Below are 14,110 nucleotides of genomic sequence, written 5' to 3'. Positions count from 1 at the left end.
CCTGCACGGCGGCAGGCAGCTGTTAAGACACAAGCCTATAAAATGCCTTTCAGCGCAACGTGATACAGCAGCATGATGGTTTTACCGTCGACGATCAGACCCTTTTCAATGCCCTTTAACGCCTCGTCGAGCGTAAGCTCCAGCACCTCGATATCTTCGCCTTCAGCCTTGATCCCGCCACCGGCGCTGGCCCGATCCTGGGGGTGATATTCCGCGAGGAAGAAATAGAGTTTTTCCGTGACCGAGCCAGGGCTCATGTAGGCCTCGAACACTTTTTCCACGCGCGATACCCGAAAACCGGTCTCTTCCTCGGCTTCCGCCTTAATACGGCTTTCAGGATCCAGATTATCGAGAAGCCCGGCAGCGGCCTCAATGAGATCGCCCGCATGACCATTGATAAATACCGGAAATCGGAACTGGCGCGTCAAAATGACCGTCTTTTTGTCGCGGTTGTAGAGCAAAATCGTCGCCCCGTTTCCCCGGTCGTAGACCTCACGAGTCTGACGCTGCCACTCCCCGTCGTGGCGCTGGCGGTCGAATGTGTATTTTTTCAGGCTGTACCAGTTATTGGACAATATTTCGTCCGCGATAATGCGTATATCTGCACGTTGTAAGGGCATGTTTGCTTCTCCTTAGGGTGAGAAGCTATAATAAGCAGCAATAACGTGCATCATCAAGATAAAACATGCAACTTCAGGATCTGATTATGCTGACCAGCCAGCGAAAGCAATTTATTCTCGACATACTCCACGCCGACGGACAGGTGCAATCGAAGGCGTTAAGCCTTCATTTTGGCGTTTCGGAGGATACCATCCGCCGCGATTTACGTGAGCTTGCGGCAGAAGGGCGTTTACAGCGCGTTCACGGCGGGGCGCTGCCGGCATCATCCGCGACGGCACCTTTTGCCGAACGCCAGACTTTAAAGGTGGATGCCAAAAAAAACGTAGCCCGCTGTGGCGCGCAGCTGATTTCGCCAGGTCAGGTTGTGATTATCGACGGAGGAACCACGACGTCCGAGCTGATTACCTTTCTGCCGCAGGATTTGAACATTACCGTTGTGACGCACAGCCCGGGCATTGCGCTGGGCCTTATCAATCATCCTTTCATCGAGGTGATTTTGATTGGAGGTCGGCTCTACAAACACTCCATTGTGACGGTCGGCGCGGCGGCAGTGGAGGGCATTGAAAAGATCCAGGCCGACCTGTTCTTTATGGGCGTCACGGGCATCCATCCGGAAGCCGGGCTGACAACCGGTGATTATGAAGAAGCCTCTATCAAACGCGCTTTCTCAGGCAGAGCTGCAGAGACGGTCGTGCTCGCTTCGCCGGAAAAAATCAACGCGGCATCATCTTTTGTTATCGGCGGCCTGTCGCTCGCCAATACGATTGTGGTTGAAGCGAATACCGATCGCGCGTGGATAAATGCCATCGAAGAAAAGGGCGTTTCAGTCGTTAAGGCCGCGTAACCGCTAAACCAGGTTTCGTTATCCCTTAGAAGGGATATTATTTGATTTATCCCCTATCGGGGATAATACTGTGCTTATCCCCGATAGGGGATAAACTCACGGTGAGAGCGAGACACGATGAAAGCATCCATGATATACAGTCCGACGCAGCTGGCGAACGCCATGAGGCTGGTCCGCCAAAAAAACAACTGGACCCAGAGTGAGCTGGCAAAAAAGATAGGCATTAAGCAGGCGACGATTTCCAATTTTGAAAATGCCCCGGACAATACCACGCTGGCGACGTTTTTTAAGATACTCCAGTCGCTTGAGATGAGCGTGTCTTTGCACGAAGCAGACCATGCGGTTGCCGATAATCCACAGGAGCTGGACTGGTAATGCCGACATTAGTGACATGGATGAATAACGAACGCGTCGGTGAACTGACGAAATTGCCAACCGGCGCACATACGTACAGGTATGACAAAACGTGGCTTTCAAGCCCGTACGCCCGACCTTTGTCGTTATCTCTGCCGCTGCAAACCGGTAATATCACCTCTGATGCCGTTTTTAACTTCTTTGATAACCTCCTGCCGGATAGTCCTGTCGTCAGGGATCGCATCGTGAAGCGCTATCAGGCGAAATCTAAACAACCTTTTGATTTACTTTCAGAAATAGGTCGCGACAGCGTGGGCGCCGTGACGTTACTGCCGCCAGAAGAAGCGAGCCTTAATCCGGTCATGGCCTGGGAAACGCTCAGCGAGCAGAAGCTGGAAGCAATCCTCTCGGCCTATAAATCCGATATTCCACTGGGGATGATTGATGACGAAAATGATTTTCGCATTTCCGTCGCCGGCGCCCAGGAAAAGACGGCGTTATTAAAGAAGGGAGATGACTGGTGCATCCCGAAAGGCACGACGCCAACGACCCATATCATTAAGTTGCCGATCGGCGAAATCAGGCAGCCTAACGCTACGCTGGATTTACGCGACAGCGTCGATAACGAATATTTCTGCCTCAAGTTCGCAAACGCACTGGGTTTTGAGGTGCCGAAAGCGGAAATCATCAACGCGGGCAGGGTGCGCGCGCTTGCCGTGGAACGCTTCGACAGGCGCTGGAATGCAGACCACACCGTGTTACTGCGGCTGCCTCAGGAAGATATGTGTCAGACATTCGGACTGCCTTCCTCGTTAAAGTACGAATCCGACGGTGGCCCCGGCATTGCGCAAATCATGTCATTTTTACTCGGCTCTAGCGCTGCACTGAAAGATCGCCACAACTTTATGAAGTTCCAGGTGTTTCAGTGGCTGTTGGGCGCAACCGACGGCCATGCTAAAAATTTCTCGGTATTTATACAGGCGGGCGGAAGTTATCGGCTGACGCCATTTTATGACATCATCTCGGCATTCCCGGTACTCGGTGGCGCCGGTATTCACATCAGCGATTTGAAACTGGCAATGGGCCTGACGGCAACCAGGGGCCGAAAAAATGCCATCGATAAAATTCATCCGCGCCATTTTATGGCAACTGCAAAAGCGGTGAAGTTCCCGGAGGATCGGATGAGAGAGATTATGCAGTCGTTCGCAGATCACGTCCCGCTGGCGCTTAATGAGGTTATGGATTCGCTGCCGGAAGGTTTTTGCGACAAGGTGGCGACGTCGATAACGTCCAACGTACTCCGGTTGCATGCGCGGTTATGTAAAGAGGTTGGAAAATGAGCGGTCTGGGTGATGCGATGAAGGTGGTCAATGACGTTGTAGAATTACTGGTTTTGATGTGATGATATGTTAGTGCGCATAATGTATATTATGTTAAATGAGATAATTGGTAGCGACCCCAGCTAATGACTGGATGCCCTGTCTCTTCTTATAAAGCACTATGGAAGTTTGAGGACATATTCAGGCAGCGCGTAAACCACCACCTGGTCGCCAACCTGATCCTTCAGAATGGTATTGCCGCCGGCAACGAAAGCCACATACTGGCGACCCTTATACTCATACACCGACGGGTTGGCAACCGCTGGCGCCTCGACCTGATCGGACCACAACTCTTCGCCGGTCTCTACCGAGTAGGCGCGCACTTTGGCGTCCATTGAGGCGCCAATGAAAATCACGCCGCCCGCGGTCACAGCCGGGCCACCGATGGTAGGAGAACCCCAACTTTCCGGCATAAAGAAGCCATACTGCTGCGATGCACCTATCGGACGACGCCATTTAACATCCCCCGTATGCATATCCAGCGCCACGATTTCACCAAACGGTGGCTGCCAGCATGGCATGCCCAGCCAGTTGTTCGCGACCATCAGGCGCAGGCCGTAAGGTGCCCCTTCCTGTGGTGCAAAACCACTCTCATTGCCGGCGCTTTTATCCGCTTTGTCGTAGTCTTCGCGGCTATACAGCTTCACATACTGAACAATGTGGGAGGTGTTAACGATAGCAATTTGTTTATGCGGGTCAAACGCCACGCCACCCCATTGAACACCACCCGCACTGTCCGGATAGGTCAGTGCGCCCTCGCCTTTCGTTGTTGGCGGCGTGTACATACCTTCATAGGTCAAGTTATCCCAAAGGCGGCTACATTGCCCGGCACCGACAACATCTGCCAGTTTCCAGATGGCTGGTTTTTTCGACTGGTCCAGCAGCGGCGCAGGTTTGGTGGGGAACGGCTGCGTAGGCGAAAGAACTTCCCCCTTCACTGAACCATCACCCTGCGGTACCGGGCGTTCTTCGATAGGCCATACATCTTCCCCCGTAAGACGGTTAACCACAAACAAAAAGCCCTGCTTGGTTGCCTGAACCAGTGCCGGGATCTGTTTGCCGTTGACGGTGATATCCATCAGCGTTGGCGCAGAGTTAATATCGTAATCCCACACATCATGGTGCACCCATTGACGCGACCAGACCACTTTGCCTGTATTGATGTCCAGCGCGGTGGTCGACGTGCCGAGGGGAATAGCGTCGACACGATTACCGCCCCAGTAGTTAGGTGATGGAGATGAGACCGGAAGGTAGACCAGCCCGTTCGCCTCGTCGGCAGACATATGTGTCCAGACGTTGGCCGTTCCGGTGCGTTTGCGGATGTCAGCGGGGATCGCTTCGAAAGACCATTCCCGCTTGCCGGTCTGAGCGTTGAATGAAAATACGGTGCCTGGAGGTGCTTCAGCATACGCCCAGTCCTTGCCGGCCCAGCCTACAAGCAGATGATTACCGACCACCGTTGGTGGCTGAAGAATGGACAGCGGATATTTGGCATTCTCCGTGTTCCACTGATTGATATCCAGCACGCCATTGTCCGCAAAGCCGCTGCACGGTTTGCCTGAATCGGCATCCAACGCAAAGAGCTTGCCATCAACGGTGCCCATATAAACGATTTTCTGACAGGCTTCTCCGGCGACCGGTTGTTTTGCCTGCCAGTAAGAGACACCGCGGTTTTTCAGTACCGGCTGAGTGAGCGCTTTTCGAGAAGATTTCGTGTCATAATGCCACTTCTCTTTGCCCGTCCCCGGATCCAGCGCTATCAGGCGATCAAAAGGGGTACCAATGTAAATGGTCTGATTGGCAAAAATTGGCGTCGCTGACCAGACGGTAGCAGGCGTCTCCCCTTTCCCATCCGACACGTCACCGGTATGAAACTCCCACACCTTGGTTAATTTGTTAACGTTCTCCGCCGTGATCTGTTTCAACGGGCTGTATTTCTGCGCGTTGAGTTGCCCGTGAAAGCTATCCCAGATGGCCTCAGAAGGTACCAGCGGCGTGGCCGGTTGGCTGGCTGAAGCGACATTCTGCCCCACGCTTTTGCCGGTAGAAGCCTCATTCGTGGTTTTGGTGGTTCCCTGTTTTTGCTGATCGGCGGCGTCGACGTTGAGCTCTTCCTGAGTCCCCTGTGAGGCCTCAGCGGCTTTATCCTGCGCCTGTGTTAGCGGTGTGACCAGCAATGCGAGTGTTGTCATGCTGACTTTTAATAACGGGTAGTGTTTATTGTTATGCACGGGTGGCTCCTCAGGCGCTGACGCGTTGATTGTGACGGGCGGAATTGCTGCAAAGCGCAATCAGACCAATCAGGCCGACCACCATGGCTGCGGTGATGATGTACTGGTGCAGTAGCGCGGCGGCGAAACCAATACCAAACAGCACCACAAGAGTGACGATGATCAGGAAAATGCGCGCACCGCGACGGGTGGCGGCACGTAACAGTAAGGTCAGTATCGCCAGTACGGCGCTGGCGATGACGACGCCCAGTGCCCCGATGGTACCGGTGACGCCCGTAAGCGGCGTTAACCAGGCGTATAGCGCCACCGCGAAACTGATTACCGCGGCCAGTAGCAGCAATATGCTCCCGACCCGGGAAGAGTGAGAATGCAACATACCAGGAAATCCCCTTAAAAAAATGAATCATAAACTCAACGTGTTTTGTGAGCATGTGCGACTGTTATTCGCGCAGGCGAAGGCCAAGAAATCAATGCGATGTGAAGAACAGCGGCAAAATTCACTAAACGTAACTGAGTATAGAAGAGGATATTTTTTGTGGGCGAGACAGATGCCAACGTAGCACGTGTTGCTTACAATTCGGGGCGGTGTTGTACCAGCCCCTTCCCTGTTCATCACGACACCGCCCGACAGACTTCCCGCACCTTCTCCCGTAACCACCGGTGACCCGGATCATTTTCCATTTTAGGGTGCCACATTTGCGAAACCGTTATGACCCGGGCAGTAAACGGTAATTCGAAAATATGCAGTTTGTCGGTCATCTGCTGGTTCAGCAGATACAGTGCGGGCACCATCGCGATGAGACTGGATTCCAGCGCCACCGATAATGCAGTCGGAAAACCGGGGACGACGCTGGCGACTTTACGTTTAAGGCCCAGCTCCGCCAGCGCTTCGTCGACAAAACCGTTGAGCGAGCCGTCGGGCGCTGCAACCACATGTCCCCAGGAAATAAAGGCATTCACGTCTATCTTTGGCAATGAAACCAGCGGGTGCGCTTTGCGAACCGCGCCGACAAAACGATCCTGGAACAGTCGCTGAATGCGGATCTCTGGCCCCATGTTGCTTTGCACACCGATTTCCAGATCAACCAGGCCTTCACGCAAATAGCGCGAGGTTTTCTCCGGTTTCGGCGCAAATCGCAAACAGACGTCAGGGGCCGCTTTTGCGACGGATGCAATCAGCGCGGGTCCAAACGCGACCACAAAGCCATCGTTCGCTCTGATGGTGAAAAGCCGCGCAAGTTCTTCCACCTTCAGTGTGTCGGCGGACGGCTGAAGAACCACCCTCGCCTCGTGCACCGCATTTCTGGCACGCTCTCTGGCGGCTTCAGCCCAGGGCGTCAGGACCATATTGCGGCCTGCGCGAACCAGAATCGGATCGCCCGTCACATCACGCAGCCTGCTCAACGTGCGGCTCATGGCCGATGTACTGAGGTTTAAACGCCGTGCTGCGCCGGCCACGCTGGCTTCGGTGAGCAGTACATCAAGCGCAACAAGCAAATTAAGATCCGGGTCCGCCATACAAGCCTCGTGAGAAAGTGATAAGGCGTTTCATGCAACGATTAAGTGCAAACGCTGCGCCTTCCGCCCGTTATATCCCATGTTTATAGTTTCGTCATCAAAACCTGACTGCAGGAGTAAACACCATGATGCTCTTTTCACATCAGCCCGGCGATGAGGGGCTACCAGGTCACGCGCGCGCGCGAGTGATGGCCGCCGTTATGACGACGACGCTAATGGGCGTATTTGATGGCACCATGATCAACATTGCGCTGCCCTCAATGGCGAACGCGCTGCACGTCTCCGCCAGCGTCGCCGTCTGGTTCGCCAACGCTTATCTGCTGGCGGCCGCGATGATGCTTGCCATCTTTGCGGCGCTCGCGACTCGCGTGGGATTTCGGCCCGTGTTTCTGTACGGCCTTGCAGCATTTACGCTGGCTTCGTTAGGCTGTGCGCTGGCAAGTTCTGCGGAGCTGCTGATTGGCATGCGGGTGATACAGGGCATTGCCGGTGCCGCCACGTTAAGCATCGCCCCGGCAATACTGCGCTCCGTCTTTCCGGGACGACTGCTGGGGCGCGTGCTCGGCCTGCACGCCCTGCTCATCGCCTCAAGTACCGCCATCGCGCCCGTGCTCGGCGGTGTGATACTGCACGCCCTGAGCTGGCAATGGCTGTTCGCGATCAACGTTATTCCGGGCACCGTCGCGCTGTGGCTGGCCTGCAACGCGTTGCCACGCCCGAAAGCTGTCGATAAAACGCCGTTTGACGTGCCCGGTGCCCTGCTCTCGGCGATGTTTTTAGGTGCCACGGTGATGACGGCCAACAGTTTTTCCGGCTTACAGGGCATCAACACGGATGTTTTGAGTTGGGCAAGCGTCGCCCTCGTAAGCGCCGTAGCGTTTACCCGGCACAGCCGTCGCACACGGGATCCGCTGTTGCCGCCGGTAATCTTCCAGAACGCGCGCTTTACGTTGGCCGCCCTGACCTCGTTGGCCTCTTTTGTCAGTCAGGGGGCAACCTTTATTGCGCTGCCATTCCTCTTTCAAAACGTCTATGGCTTTAGTCCCGTTGTCGCGGCGCTGCTGTTCACTCCATGGCCGATAGGGATCGTCTTGATCGCACCTCATGCCGGCCGCTGGGCAGATACTTTCTCTGCGCCGGTGATATCGACCCTGGGTCTGATGATTTTTGTGGTGGGATTAGTCCTGCTGGCCATGCTGCCCGCCTCTCCCTCGACGTGGGATATCTGCCTGCGTAACCTGGTGTGCGGTATAGGCTTTGGCTGTTTCCAGAGCCCTAACAACCGGGAAATGCTCTCGAATGTAGCCCGGGAATATGCCAGCTATGCATCCGGGGTATTAGCCATCGTCAGGACCTTTGGGCAGTGTCTTGGGGCCGCCGCGGCTGGCGTGGTGTTAGCGATGATAACAACCGCCTCCCGGCCAGGGCTGGATGTCCAGGCGGTTCATCTGTCGCTGTGGATTGCCGTTGCGGCATCAGCAGCCTCGGTCGCGTTTAGCCTGAGCAGGCTGCGCAAACCCGTGCGGGCGGGTGCATCGGAACAGGAGCAGCGGTGAGGCTGCTCCCTTCTCACCTTACTCCAGTGCCAGGAGAGCAAAGCTGGCAAGCCAGTGCCCGCCGCTATAATGGCTCCCCACCACATGCTCAACGCTGGCGGACAGATGCTGTTCAACCGCCTTGCTTAGCGCCGGTTGCGCTACATGGTTTTCCGGCAGCGCGTTGGCGATATGCTTCATGCACCAGGCGCGGCTGAGGTTTAGCCCGTCGAGGTGAGCAATTTTCGGATCGGTACGGTCGCTGACCTGTGCCGGTTCCATGAGCGCCGTAATCGATCCGACGTTCGGCAGGAATGAGTCGAACCAGGCCGGGAAGTGTTCGGCCACTTTGCTCATCAGCAGCGCTTCGGTGAGCGCACCGGAAATATACTCATCACCGCCCGGCTCGTAATGTGCCGGATAGTGCGTGTCGCGGGCATAGAAACGGTTTGCCGCCGCCAGGATAGATTCTTCCAGCGCGCTATCCTGCACCGCGCGGGCATAATCCAGCGCCAGCGCCAGGGCGAATGCCGTGTTGTAGTGCGTCCCGACGCGGATCGGGTACGTTAACTTGCTGAGGTAATCCACCAGCCTGTCGCGAATATCCTGAGTTAACGGCTCAAGGGTTTGATACCAGCGTTGCGCCTGTGGCAATGCGGAGTGTTTCAGTTCCTGAGCCAGCGCCAGTAGCCAGCCGTAGCCGTAAGGGCGCTCAAAGGAGGCGCGGAACGGTGCGTTGAAATAAGCCAGCTCCTGCGCCACGTTCTCAGCTGTAATGTGTTCTTCAAACAGCGCGACGATCGCCTCCCGGCACGGCAGATCCGGATAAAGACGAACGCAGCGCAGCAGCAGCCAGTAGCCGTGTACCGCCGAATGCCAGTCGAAACAGCCGTAAAAGACAGGGTGCAGCACGCGAGGCGGTAATACATCCCCGTCATCATTAAGCAGGTGCATAATGTGGTTCGGATATTCCTGGCGCAAATAGGTTAAAGGCATACGGGCAAAAGCGTCCGCCTGATGTTGCGTTAATTCCATAACAGCTCCTTAGCGAAACACGAGGAAATACATTAAGAACACGTTCACCACCAGCAGGGTTAACGCGGTCGGGATCTGGATCTTAATGACCTGATATTTGTCCTTCAGCTCCAGCAGCGCGGCAGGAACGATATTGAAGTTCGCGGCCATCGGCGTCATCAGGGTGCCGCAGTAACCGGCGTACATCCCGATAGCCAGCAGCGGTGCCGGGTTGCCATGATGAACGTTAATCAGGAAAGGCAAGGCGATACCGGCGCTCAGCACCGGGAAGGCCGCAAACGCGTTACCCATAATCATGGTGAATAACGCCATGCCGATGCAGTAGATCACCACCAGCATGAAGCGGTTATCCGGATCGACAAACAGGCTGACAACTTTCTGTACCGACTCCCCGGTATCCGCAACCACAAACACCCCACCGAGCATGGCCAGCATTTGCGGCAGGATCACCGCCCAGCCGATGGTATCCACCAGGCGACGGGACTGACGGATAGCGTGCAGCGGCGTCCCCTTCGTCAGCCACCAGCCCGTCAGGATCGCCGCAACGCACGCGACGCACAGCGCGGCCAGCGTAAGCTGTTTCTGATCGAGAAGATAAACGCCGCCAATGGACACGCCTTTAAGGAACAGCGTCCCGATAACCGTCACCACGGGGATCATCAGCGCAGGCAGGAACAGCCAGTTTTTCAGCCGGTTCGATGAGGCAACGCGTTCCTCATCGGTCGACATTTTATAGTGCCCTTTGCCAACCAGCCCAAAGCCGGCCAGCAGGGCGATAACGATAACGCCGCCGCCAATGATCCGGTACGCCAGGGATTTACCCAGCTCCTGCACCATCAGATCGCCAAACAGGAAAATCCCGCCGAACAGGAACCAGAACAGCGCCGTGGTAAAGCGTTTAGGGTTGGCACGATCCCGCAGGGTCATAATGACCAGCAGCATAACGACAAAGCCAATCAGGTAGTAAACGCGGTTAATGGTGATTAACGTCATCATGGTGCGATCTCCTGCGTACCCTGCTCTGCTCGCCAGGCCATGACGTCGCGACGGATGCTGGCATCCAGGCGCAGCAGACGCGTCATATGAATGATCAGCGCCGCAATGGCGGTGGGAATGGCCCACAGGCCGATGTGAAGCGGCTCGATCCCTTCAATGCCGTTCTCTTTCAGGAACGCGTCAATCAGCAGCACCGCCCCGAAAGCAATAAAGATATCTTCACCAAAGAAGACGGCAATATTGTCGCATGCGGCGGCATGGGCTTTGATTTTGTCGCGAATATGCTGCGGGAGCTCGCCGTATTCATTAAGCGCAGCCCCTTCCGCCATGGGTGCCAGCAGCGGACGCACGGTCTGTGCATGACCGCCAAGGGACATCAGCCCCAGGGCAGCCGTACCTTCACGCGCCACAAAGTAGAGCATCAGAATACGCGCCGAGGTCGCGCTGGCAATTTTTGCGACCCAGGCCTGGGCCCGCTCTTTCAGCCCGTAGTACTCCAGAAGACCAATCACAGGCAGGATCAGAATGAAGGTGGCGAGCGAACGGCTGTTAACGAACTTCTCGCCGAAGGTCTCCAGCAGCATGCCGAGATCCATGTCGACCAGCAATCCCGTCGCCAGCCCTGCAACCACGACAACCAGCAGCGGGTTGAAGCGCAGTGCAAAACCAATAACCACCACCGGTATCCCGATAAGCGGCAACAGTGTAGAACCGTCCATAAACGTTTACCCTATCCAAAGTGAGCGTTGCGCGCCGGCGGCGATTTTTTTAATACTTCGCATCAGGGCGAAGTGGCTGCTTTGCGGCGAGCGATGTTGTGTTTTGCGTCAGGCTCCACAGAACCTGGACTAAAAAGCTATATCTGAAGCGCAAAAACATGTAAACAATTTATCAATAAAATGTTCTTATTTTATCGATGAGTTTACATTTCCGGGCGGATTATACGCGCCCATAAGGATCGTTATGACCGCAAAAAAAAGTGCGACCTCCGCGAACAGCGATGACATTACCGATGGCCGTATCGTGTCATCCCGCCATCTGGTTTCTGAGCGCTGCGCGGAGCTCTCGGAGCTGGAATATGCGCTGATCATGACCAGCAACGCGTTTAACAAATGGATGGTGCGCTGCATGACCGCAGCCGGAGAGCCGGATATGGGGGCCTTTGACGTGTCGCTTCTGCATCACGTCAATCACCGTGACCGTAAAAAGAAGCTGGCCGATATCTGCTTCGTGCTGAACGTGGAAGATACCCATGTCGTGACCTATGCCCTGAAGAAGCTGGTCAAAGCGGGCTATGTCACCAGTGAGAAAGCCGGCAAAGAGCTTTATTTTTCGACGACAGAAGAAGGTAAGGCGCTGTGCATGAAGTATCGCGATGTGCGGGAAGCCTGCCTGATCAACATTCAGGCGGAAAGCGGTATTGCGGGGGCGTCTATCGGGGAGACCGCGCAGCTGCTGCGCACGATCTCCTCGTTGTATGACACCGCCGCCCGGGCGGCGGCATCACTGTGACTCAGGGACGTCTGAACAGGGTGATACTGCGTCCCGGCAATTCATAATCAACGGCCGTGGTAAAGACTTCCCCGGTGGTCACGTCTTCAGCCGTTGATAATTCCAGGACCCAACCCCCTGTACCAAACTGCGGGATCTGGAACGGCACGACGCCCTCGAAAGGATTAAAGAGCATCAGGATATCGTGCCAGATGCCCTCCTCCTGCTGAAGGTCGGGCCGGCTGATCGCCACCCCCAGAGTGGCCCCTTCGTCCCACTGCTCTGACTGCTGCGGCCCGCCGCCGGCGTTGAACCAGCGGATCTCCAGCCCGTCGCGCCAGCTCTCGCGGCGCAGCAGGGGTTGCGTCGCCCGAAGCGCGATCAACCGTTGAGTAAATTCGCGCAGCGCAACGTCGTTTTCAGACATGCCGTACCAGTCAATCCATGAGATCTCGCTGTCCTGGCAGTAGCCGTTATTGTTGCCTTTCTGGGTGCGCCCGAACTCATCGCCCGCCAGCAGCATCGGCGTGCCGTGAGAAAACATCAGCGTGGTAAGGAAATTGCGTTTCTGCCGCTCGCGGGTAGCGATAATGTTCGGATCTTCGGTTGGTCCTTCCTCGCCATAATTACAGGAGCGGTTATCGTTATGGCCGTCGTTGTTCTCTTCCCCGTTATCGGCGTTATGTTTCTCGTTAAACGAAACCAGATCGTTTAGCGTGAAGCCATCATGGGCGGTGATGAAGTTGACGCTCGCCCACGGGCGACGCCCGCGCAGATCGTACAGGTCACCGGAGCCGAGCAGCCGCGCGGCAAAATCGGTCGAGACATTATCCCCCTTCCAGTATTCGCGTACGGTATCGCGATACTTATCGTTCCACTCGCCCCAGCCGGGCGGGAAGCCTCCCACCTGATAGCCGCCCGGGCCGATATCCCAGGGTTCGCCAATCAGTTTCAGCCGGGATAACACGGGGTCCTGCGACATCGCATCAAAAAAGCCGCCGCGCGGATCAAACCCTTCCGGTTCACGCCCCAGAATGGTGCCGAGGTCAAAGCGGAAACCGTCAATATGCATTGATTCCGCCCAGTAGCGCAGGGAATCCATCACCATCTGCAGCACGCGTGGATGTGATGTATTTACCGTATTTCCGGTGCCGGTGTCGTTAATGTAATAGCGATGCTGATCCGGTAACGTGCGGTAATAGCAGAAGTTGTCGATGCCTTTGAACGACAGCGTTGGCCCCAGCTCATTGCCCTCTGCGGTGTGGTTATAGACCACATCGAGGATCACTTCGATGCCCGCGTCGTGGTACGCGCGCACCATATCCCGGAATCCCTGAATCCCCGCCGGGCCGTAATAACGCGACGCCGGGGCAAAAAAGCCCAGCGTGTTATACCCCCAGAAGTTCTTCAGACCCCGGTCAAGCAGGTGCTGATCGTCCGGGAACCAGTGAACCGGCAGCAGCTCCACCGAGGTGATGCCCAGACTTTTAATGTAATCAACCGAGGCTTTATGCCCCATTCCCTCAAAGGTGCCGCGCAGCTCGGGCGGAATCGCCGGGTTTAGCTGCGTAAAGCCCTTAACGTGGCTCTCATAGACCACGGTATTGGGCCACGGAATGTCTGGCCGGTTGTTATCCTGCCAGTCAAAGGCATTAGGATCGACGACCTTACATTTTGGCGTAAACGGAGCACTGTCACGGGTATCAAAGCTCAGGTCTTTCTCTTCGTGACCCAGTTCGTAGCCAAAATGGGCGTCGTTCCAGTCGATGTCCCCGACCAGTTCGCGGGCATAAGGATCGACAAGCAGCTTGTGCGGATTAAAGCGATGGCCATTCTCCGGATCGTAAGGCCCGTAAACGCGATAGCCATAAAGCGCACCCGGCTGCAGGTCGGGCACATAGCCATGCCAGACTTCGTGGGTATACTCCGGCATCTCCAGCCGGGCGATTTCCGTTTTACCGGAAGGATCGAACAGGCACAGTTCCACCCGCTCCGCATGGGCGGAGAAGAGCGCGAAGTTCACCCCACTGCCATCATAATTAGCGCCCAGTTGCTGGCCATGACCAGACCGAATTTCAAACTTACTGTCCTTAGGCATTTTTATTT

13 protein-coding genes are annotated in these 14,110 nt (G+C 55.7%); 5 read left to right on the top strand and 8 right to left on the bottom strand.

The features are described from left to right. Window positions 1-35 precede the first annotated feature (35 nt). Window positions 36-620, bottom strand: a complete 585-nt coding sequence (locus I6L58_RS01570) for an NUDIX domain-containing protein (protein WP_006175284.1) — start codon at window positions 618-620, stop codon at window positions 36-38. Between the two features lie 86 nt (window positions 621-706). Between I6L58_RS01570 and I6L58_RS01565 the strand changes: the two genes are divergently transcribed. From I6L58_RS01565 to I6L58_RS01555, 3 genes are all read left to right on the top strand, one after another. Beyond that, entirely contained in the window at window positions 707-1,465 is a 759-nt protein-coding gene (locus I6L58_RS01565) for a DeoR/GlpR family DNA-binding transcription regulator (RefSeq protein WP_088209100.1), read from the top strand. A 117-nt stretch (window positions 1,466-1,582) separates the two neighbouring features. Next, a complete protein-coding gene (hipB, locus tag I6L58_RS01560; protein WP_088209101.1) occupies window positions 1,583-1,840 on the top strand; it encodes a type II toxin-antitoxin system antitoxin HipB in 258 nt (85 codons plus the stop codon). Beyond that, window positions 1,840-3,159, top strand: a complete 1,320-nt coding sequence (locus tag I6L58_RS01555; RefSeq protein WP_088209102.1) for a type II toxin-antitoxin system HipA family toxin — start codon at window positions 1,840-1,842, stop codon at window positions 3,157-3,159. The genes hipB and I6L58_RS01555 overlap by 1 nt, the downstream gene beginning before the upstream one ends. A 158-nt stretch (window positions 3,160-3,317) precedes the next feature. Here the strand turns inward: I6L58_RS01555 and I6L58_RS01550 are convergent, their stop codons facing one another. The 3 genes from I6L58_RS01550 to I6L58_RS01540 all read right to left on the bottom strand — a co-directional run bounded on the left by I6L58_RS01550 (window position 3,318) and on the right by I6L58_RS01540 (window position 6,947). Continuing rightward, a complete protein-coding gene (locus I6L58_RS01550; protein WP_088209103.1) occupies window positions 3,318-5,429 on the bottom strand; it encodes a pyrroloquinoline quinone-dependent dehydrogenase in 2,112 nt (703 codons plus the stop codon). Window positions 5,430-5,439: 10 nt separating this feature from the next. Continuing rightward, entirely contained in the window at window positions 5,440-5,805 is a 366-nt protein-coding gene (locus tag I6L58_RS01545) for a hypothetical protein (RefSeq protein ID WP_088209104.1), read from the bottom strand. A gap of 236 nt (window positions 5,806-6,041) precedes the next feature. After that, entirely contained in the window at window positions 6,042-6,947 is a 906-nt protein-coding gene (locus I6L58_RS01540) for a LysR family transcriptional regulator (RefSeq protein WP_088209105.1), read from the bottom strand. A gap of 125 nt (window positions 6,948-7,072) precedes the next feature. On the opposite strand from I6L58_RS01540, the gene I6L58_RS01535 reads away from it, so the two are divergent. Continuing rightward, complete coding sequence (locus tag I6L58_RS01535) at window positions 7,073-8,503, top strand: MFS transporter (protein WP_088209106.1); 1,431 nt, start codon at window positions 7,073-7,075, stop codon at window positions 8,501-8,503. A gap of 18 nt (window positions 8,504-8,521) precedes the next feature. Here the strand turns inward: I6L58_RS01535 and I6L58_RS01530 are convergent, their stop codons facing one another. From I6L58_RS01530 to I6L58_RS01520, 3 genes are read right to left on the bottom strand one after another with little or no spacing between them, the layout of a single operon-like run. Beyond that, complete coding sequence (locus I6L58_RS01530) at window positions 8,522-9,517, bottom strand: DUF2891 domain-containing protein (RefSeq protein ID WP_088209107.1); 996 nt, start codon at window positions 9,515-9,517, stop codon at window positions 8,522-8,524. 9 nt (window positions 9,518-9,526) lie between these two features. Beyond that, window positions 9,527-10,513, bottom strand: a complete 987-nt coding sequence (locus I6L58_RS01525) for a DUF979 domain-containing protein (protein ID WP_006175307.1) — start codon at window positions 10,511-10,513, stop codon at window positions 9,527-9,529. Then, complete coding sequence (locus I6L58_RS01520; protein ID WP_088209108.1) at window positions 10,510-11,232, bottom strand: DUF969 domain-containing protein; 723 nt, start codon at window positions 11,230-11,232, stop codon at window positions 10,510-10,512. Before I6L58_RS01520 ends, I6L58_RS01525 begins: the two co-directional genes overlap by 4 nt. Before the next feature lie 244 nt (window positions 11,233-11,476). On the opposite strand from I6L58_RS01520, the gene I6L58_RS01515 reads away from it, so the two are divergent. Then, window positions 11,477-12,025 (top strand): winged helix DNA-binding protein, encoded by a 549-nt coding sequence (locus tag I6L58_RS01515; RefSeq protein WP_006175310.1) that lies wholly within the window; start codon window positions 11,477-11,479, stop codon window positions 12,023-12,025. Between the two features lies 1 nt (window position 12,026). Here the strand turns inward: I6L58_RS01515 and glgX are convergent, their stop codons facing one another. After that, entirely contained in the window at window positions 12,027-14,102 is a 2,076-nt protein-coding gene (glgX, locus tag I6L58_RS01510; protein ID WP_088209109.1) for a glycogen debranching protein GlgX, read from the bottom strand. Between the last annotated feature and the right edge of the window lie 8 nt (window positions 14,103-14,110).

This window comes from Enterobacter cancerogenus (assembly GCF_019047785.1).
Classification (GTDB): domain Bacteria; phylum Pseudomonadota; class Gammaproteobacteria; order Enterobacterales; family Enterobacteriaceae; genus Enterobacter; species Enterobacter cancerogenus.
Note: the sequence above shows the minus strand (reverse complement) of the source record. Positions and strands in the feature narration are given on the sequence as shown.

Excerpts from the sequence above, each read along its gene's own strand:
- I6L58_RS01565 (WP_088209100.1), top strand. The coding sequence starts at position 707 with ATGCTGACCAGCCAGCGAAAGCAATTTATTCTCGACATACTCCACGCC.
- I6L58_RS01570 (WP_006175284.1), bottom strand. The coding sequence starts at position 620 with ATGCCCTTACAACGTGCAGATATACGCATTATCGCGGACGAAATATTG.
- I6L58_RS01525 (WP_006175307.1), bottom strand. The coding sequence starts at position 10,513 with ATGATGACGTTAATCACCATTAACCGCGTTTACTACCTGATTGGCTTT.
- I6L58_RS01520 (WP_088209108.1), bottom strand. The coding sequence starts at position 11,232 with ATGGACGGTTCTACACTGTTGCCGCTTATCGGGATACCGGTGGTGGTT.
- I6L58_RS01555 (WP_088209102.1), top strand. The coding sequence starts at position 1,840 with ATGCCGACATTAGTGACATGGATGAATAACGAACGCGTCGGTGAACTG.
- hipB (WP_088209101.1), top strand. The coding sequence starts at position 1,583 with ATGAAAGCATCCATGATATACAGTCCGACGCAGCTGGCGAACGCCATG.
- I6L58_RS01540 (WP_088209105.1), bottom strand. The coding sequence starts at position 6,947 with ATGGCGGACCCGGATCTTAATTTGCTTGTTGCGCTTGATGTACTGCTC.
- I6L58_RS01535 (WP_088209106.1), top strand. The coding sequence starts at position 7,073 with ATGATGCTCTTTTCACATCAGCCCGGCGATGAGGGGCTACCAGGTCAC.
- I6L58_RS01515 (WP_006175310.1), top strand. The coding sequence starts at position 11,477 with ATGACCGCAAAAAAAAGTGCGACCTCCGCGAACAGCGATGACATTACC.
- I6L58_RS01545 (WP_088209104.1), bottom strand. The coding sequence starts at position 5,805 with ATGTTGCATTCTCACTCTTCCCGGGTCGGGAGCATATTGCTGCTACTG.
- glgX (WP_088209109.1), bottom strand. The coding sequence starts at position 14,102 with ATGCCTAAGGACAGTAAGTTTGAAATTCGGTCTGGTCATGGCCAGCAA.
- I6L58_RS01530 (WP_088209107.1), bottom strand. The coding sequence starts at position 9,517 with ATGGAATTAACGCAACATCAGGCGGACGCTTTTGCCCGTATGCCTTTA.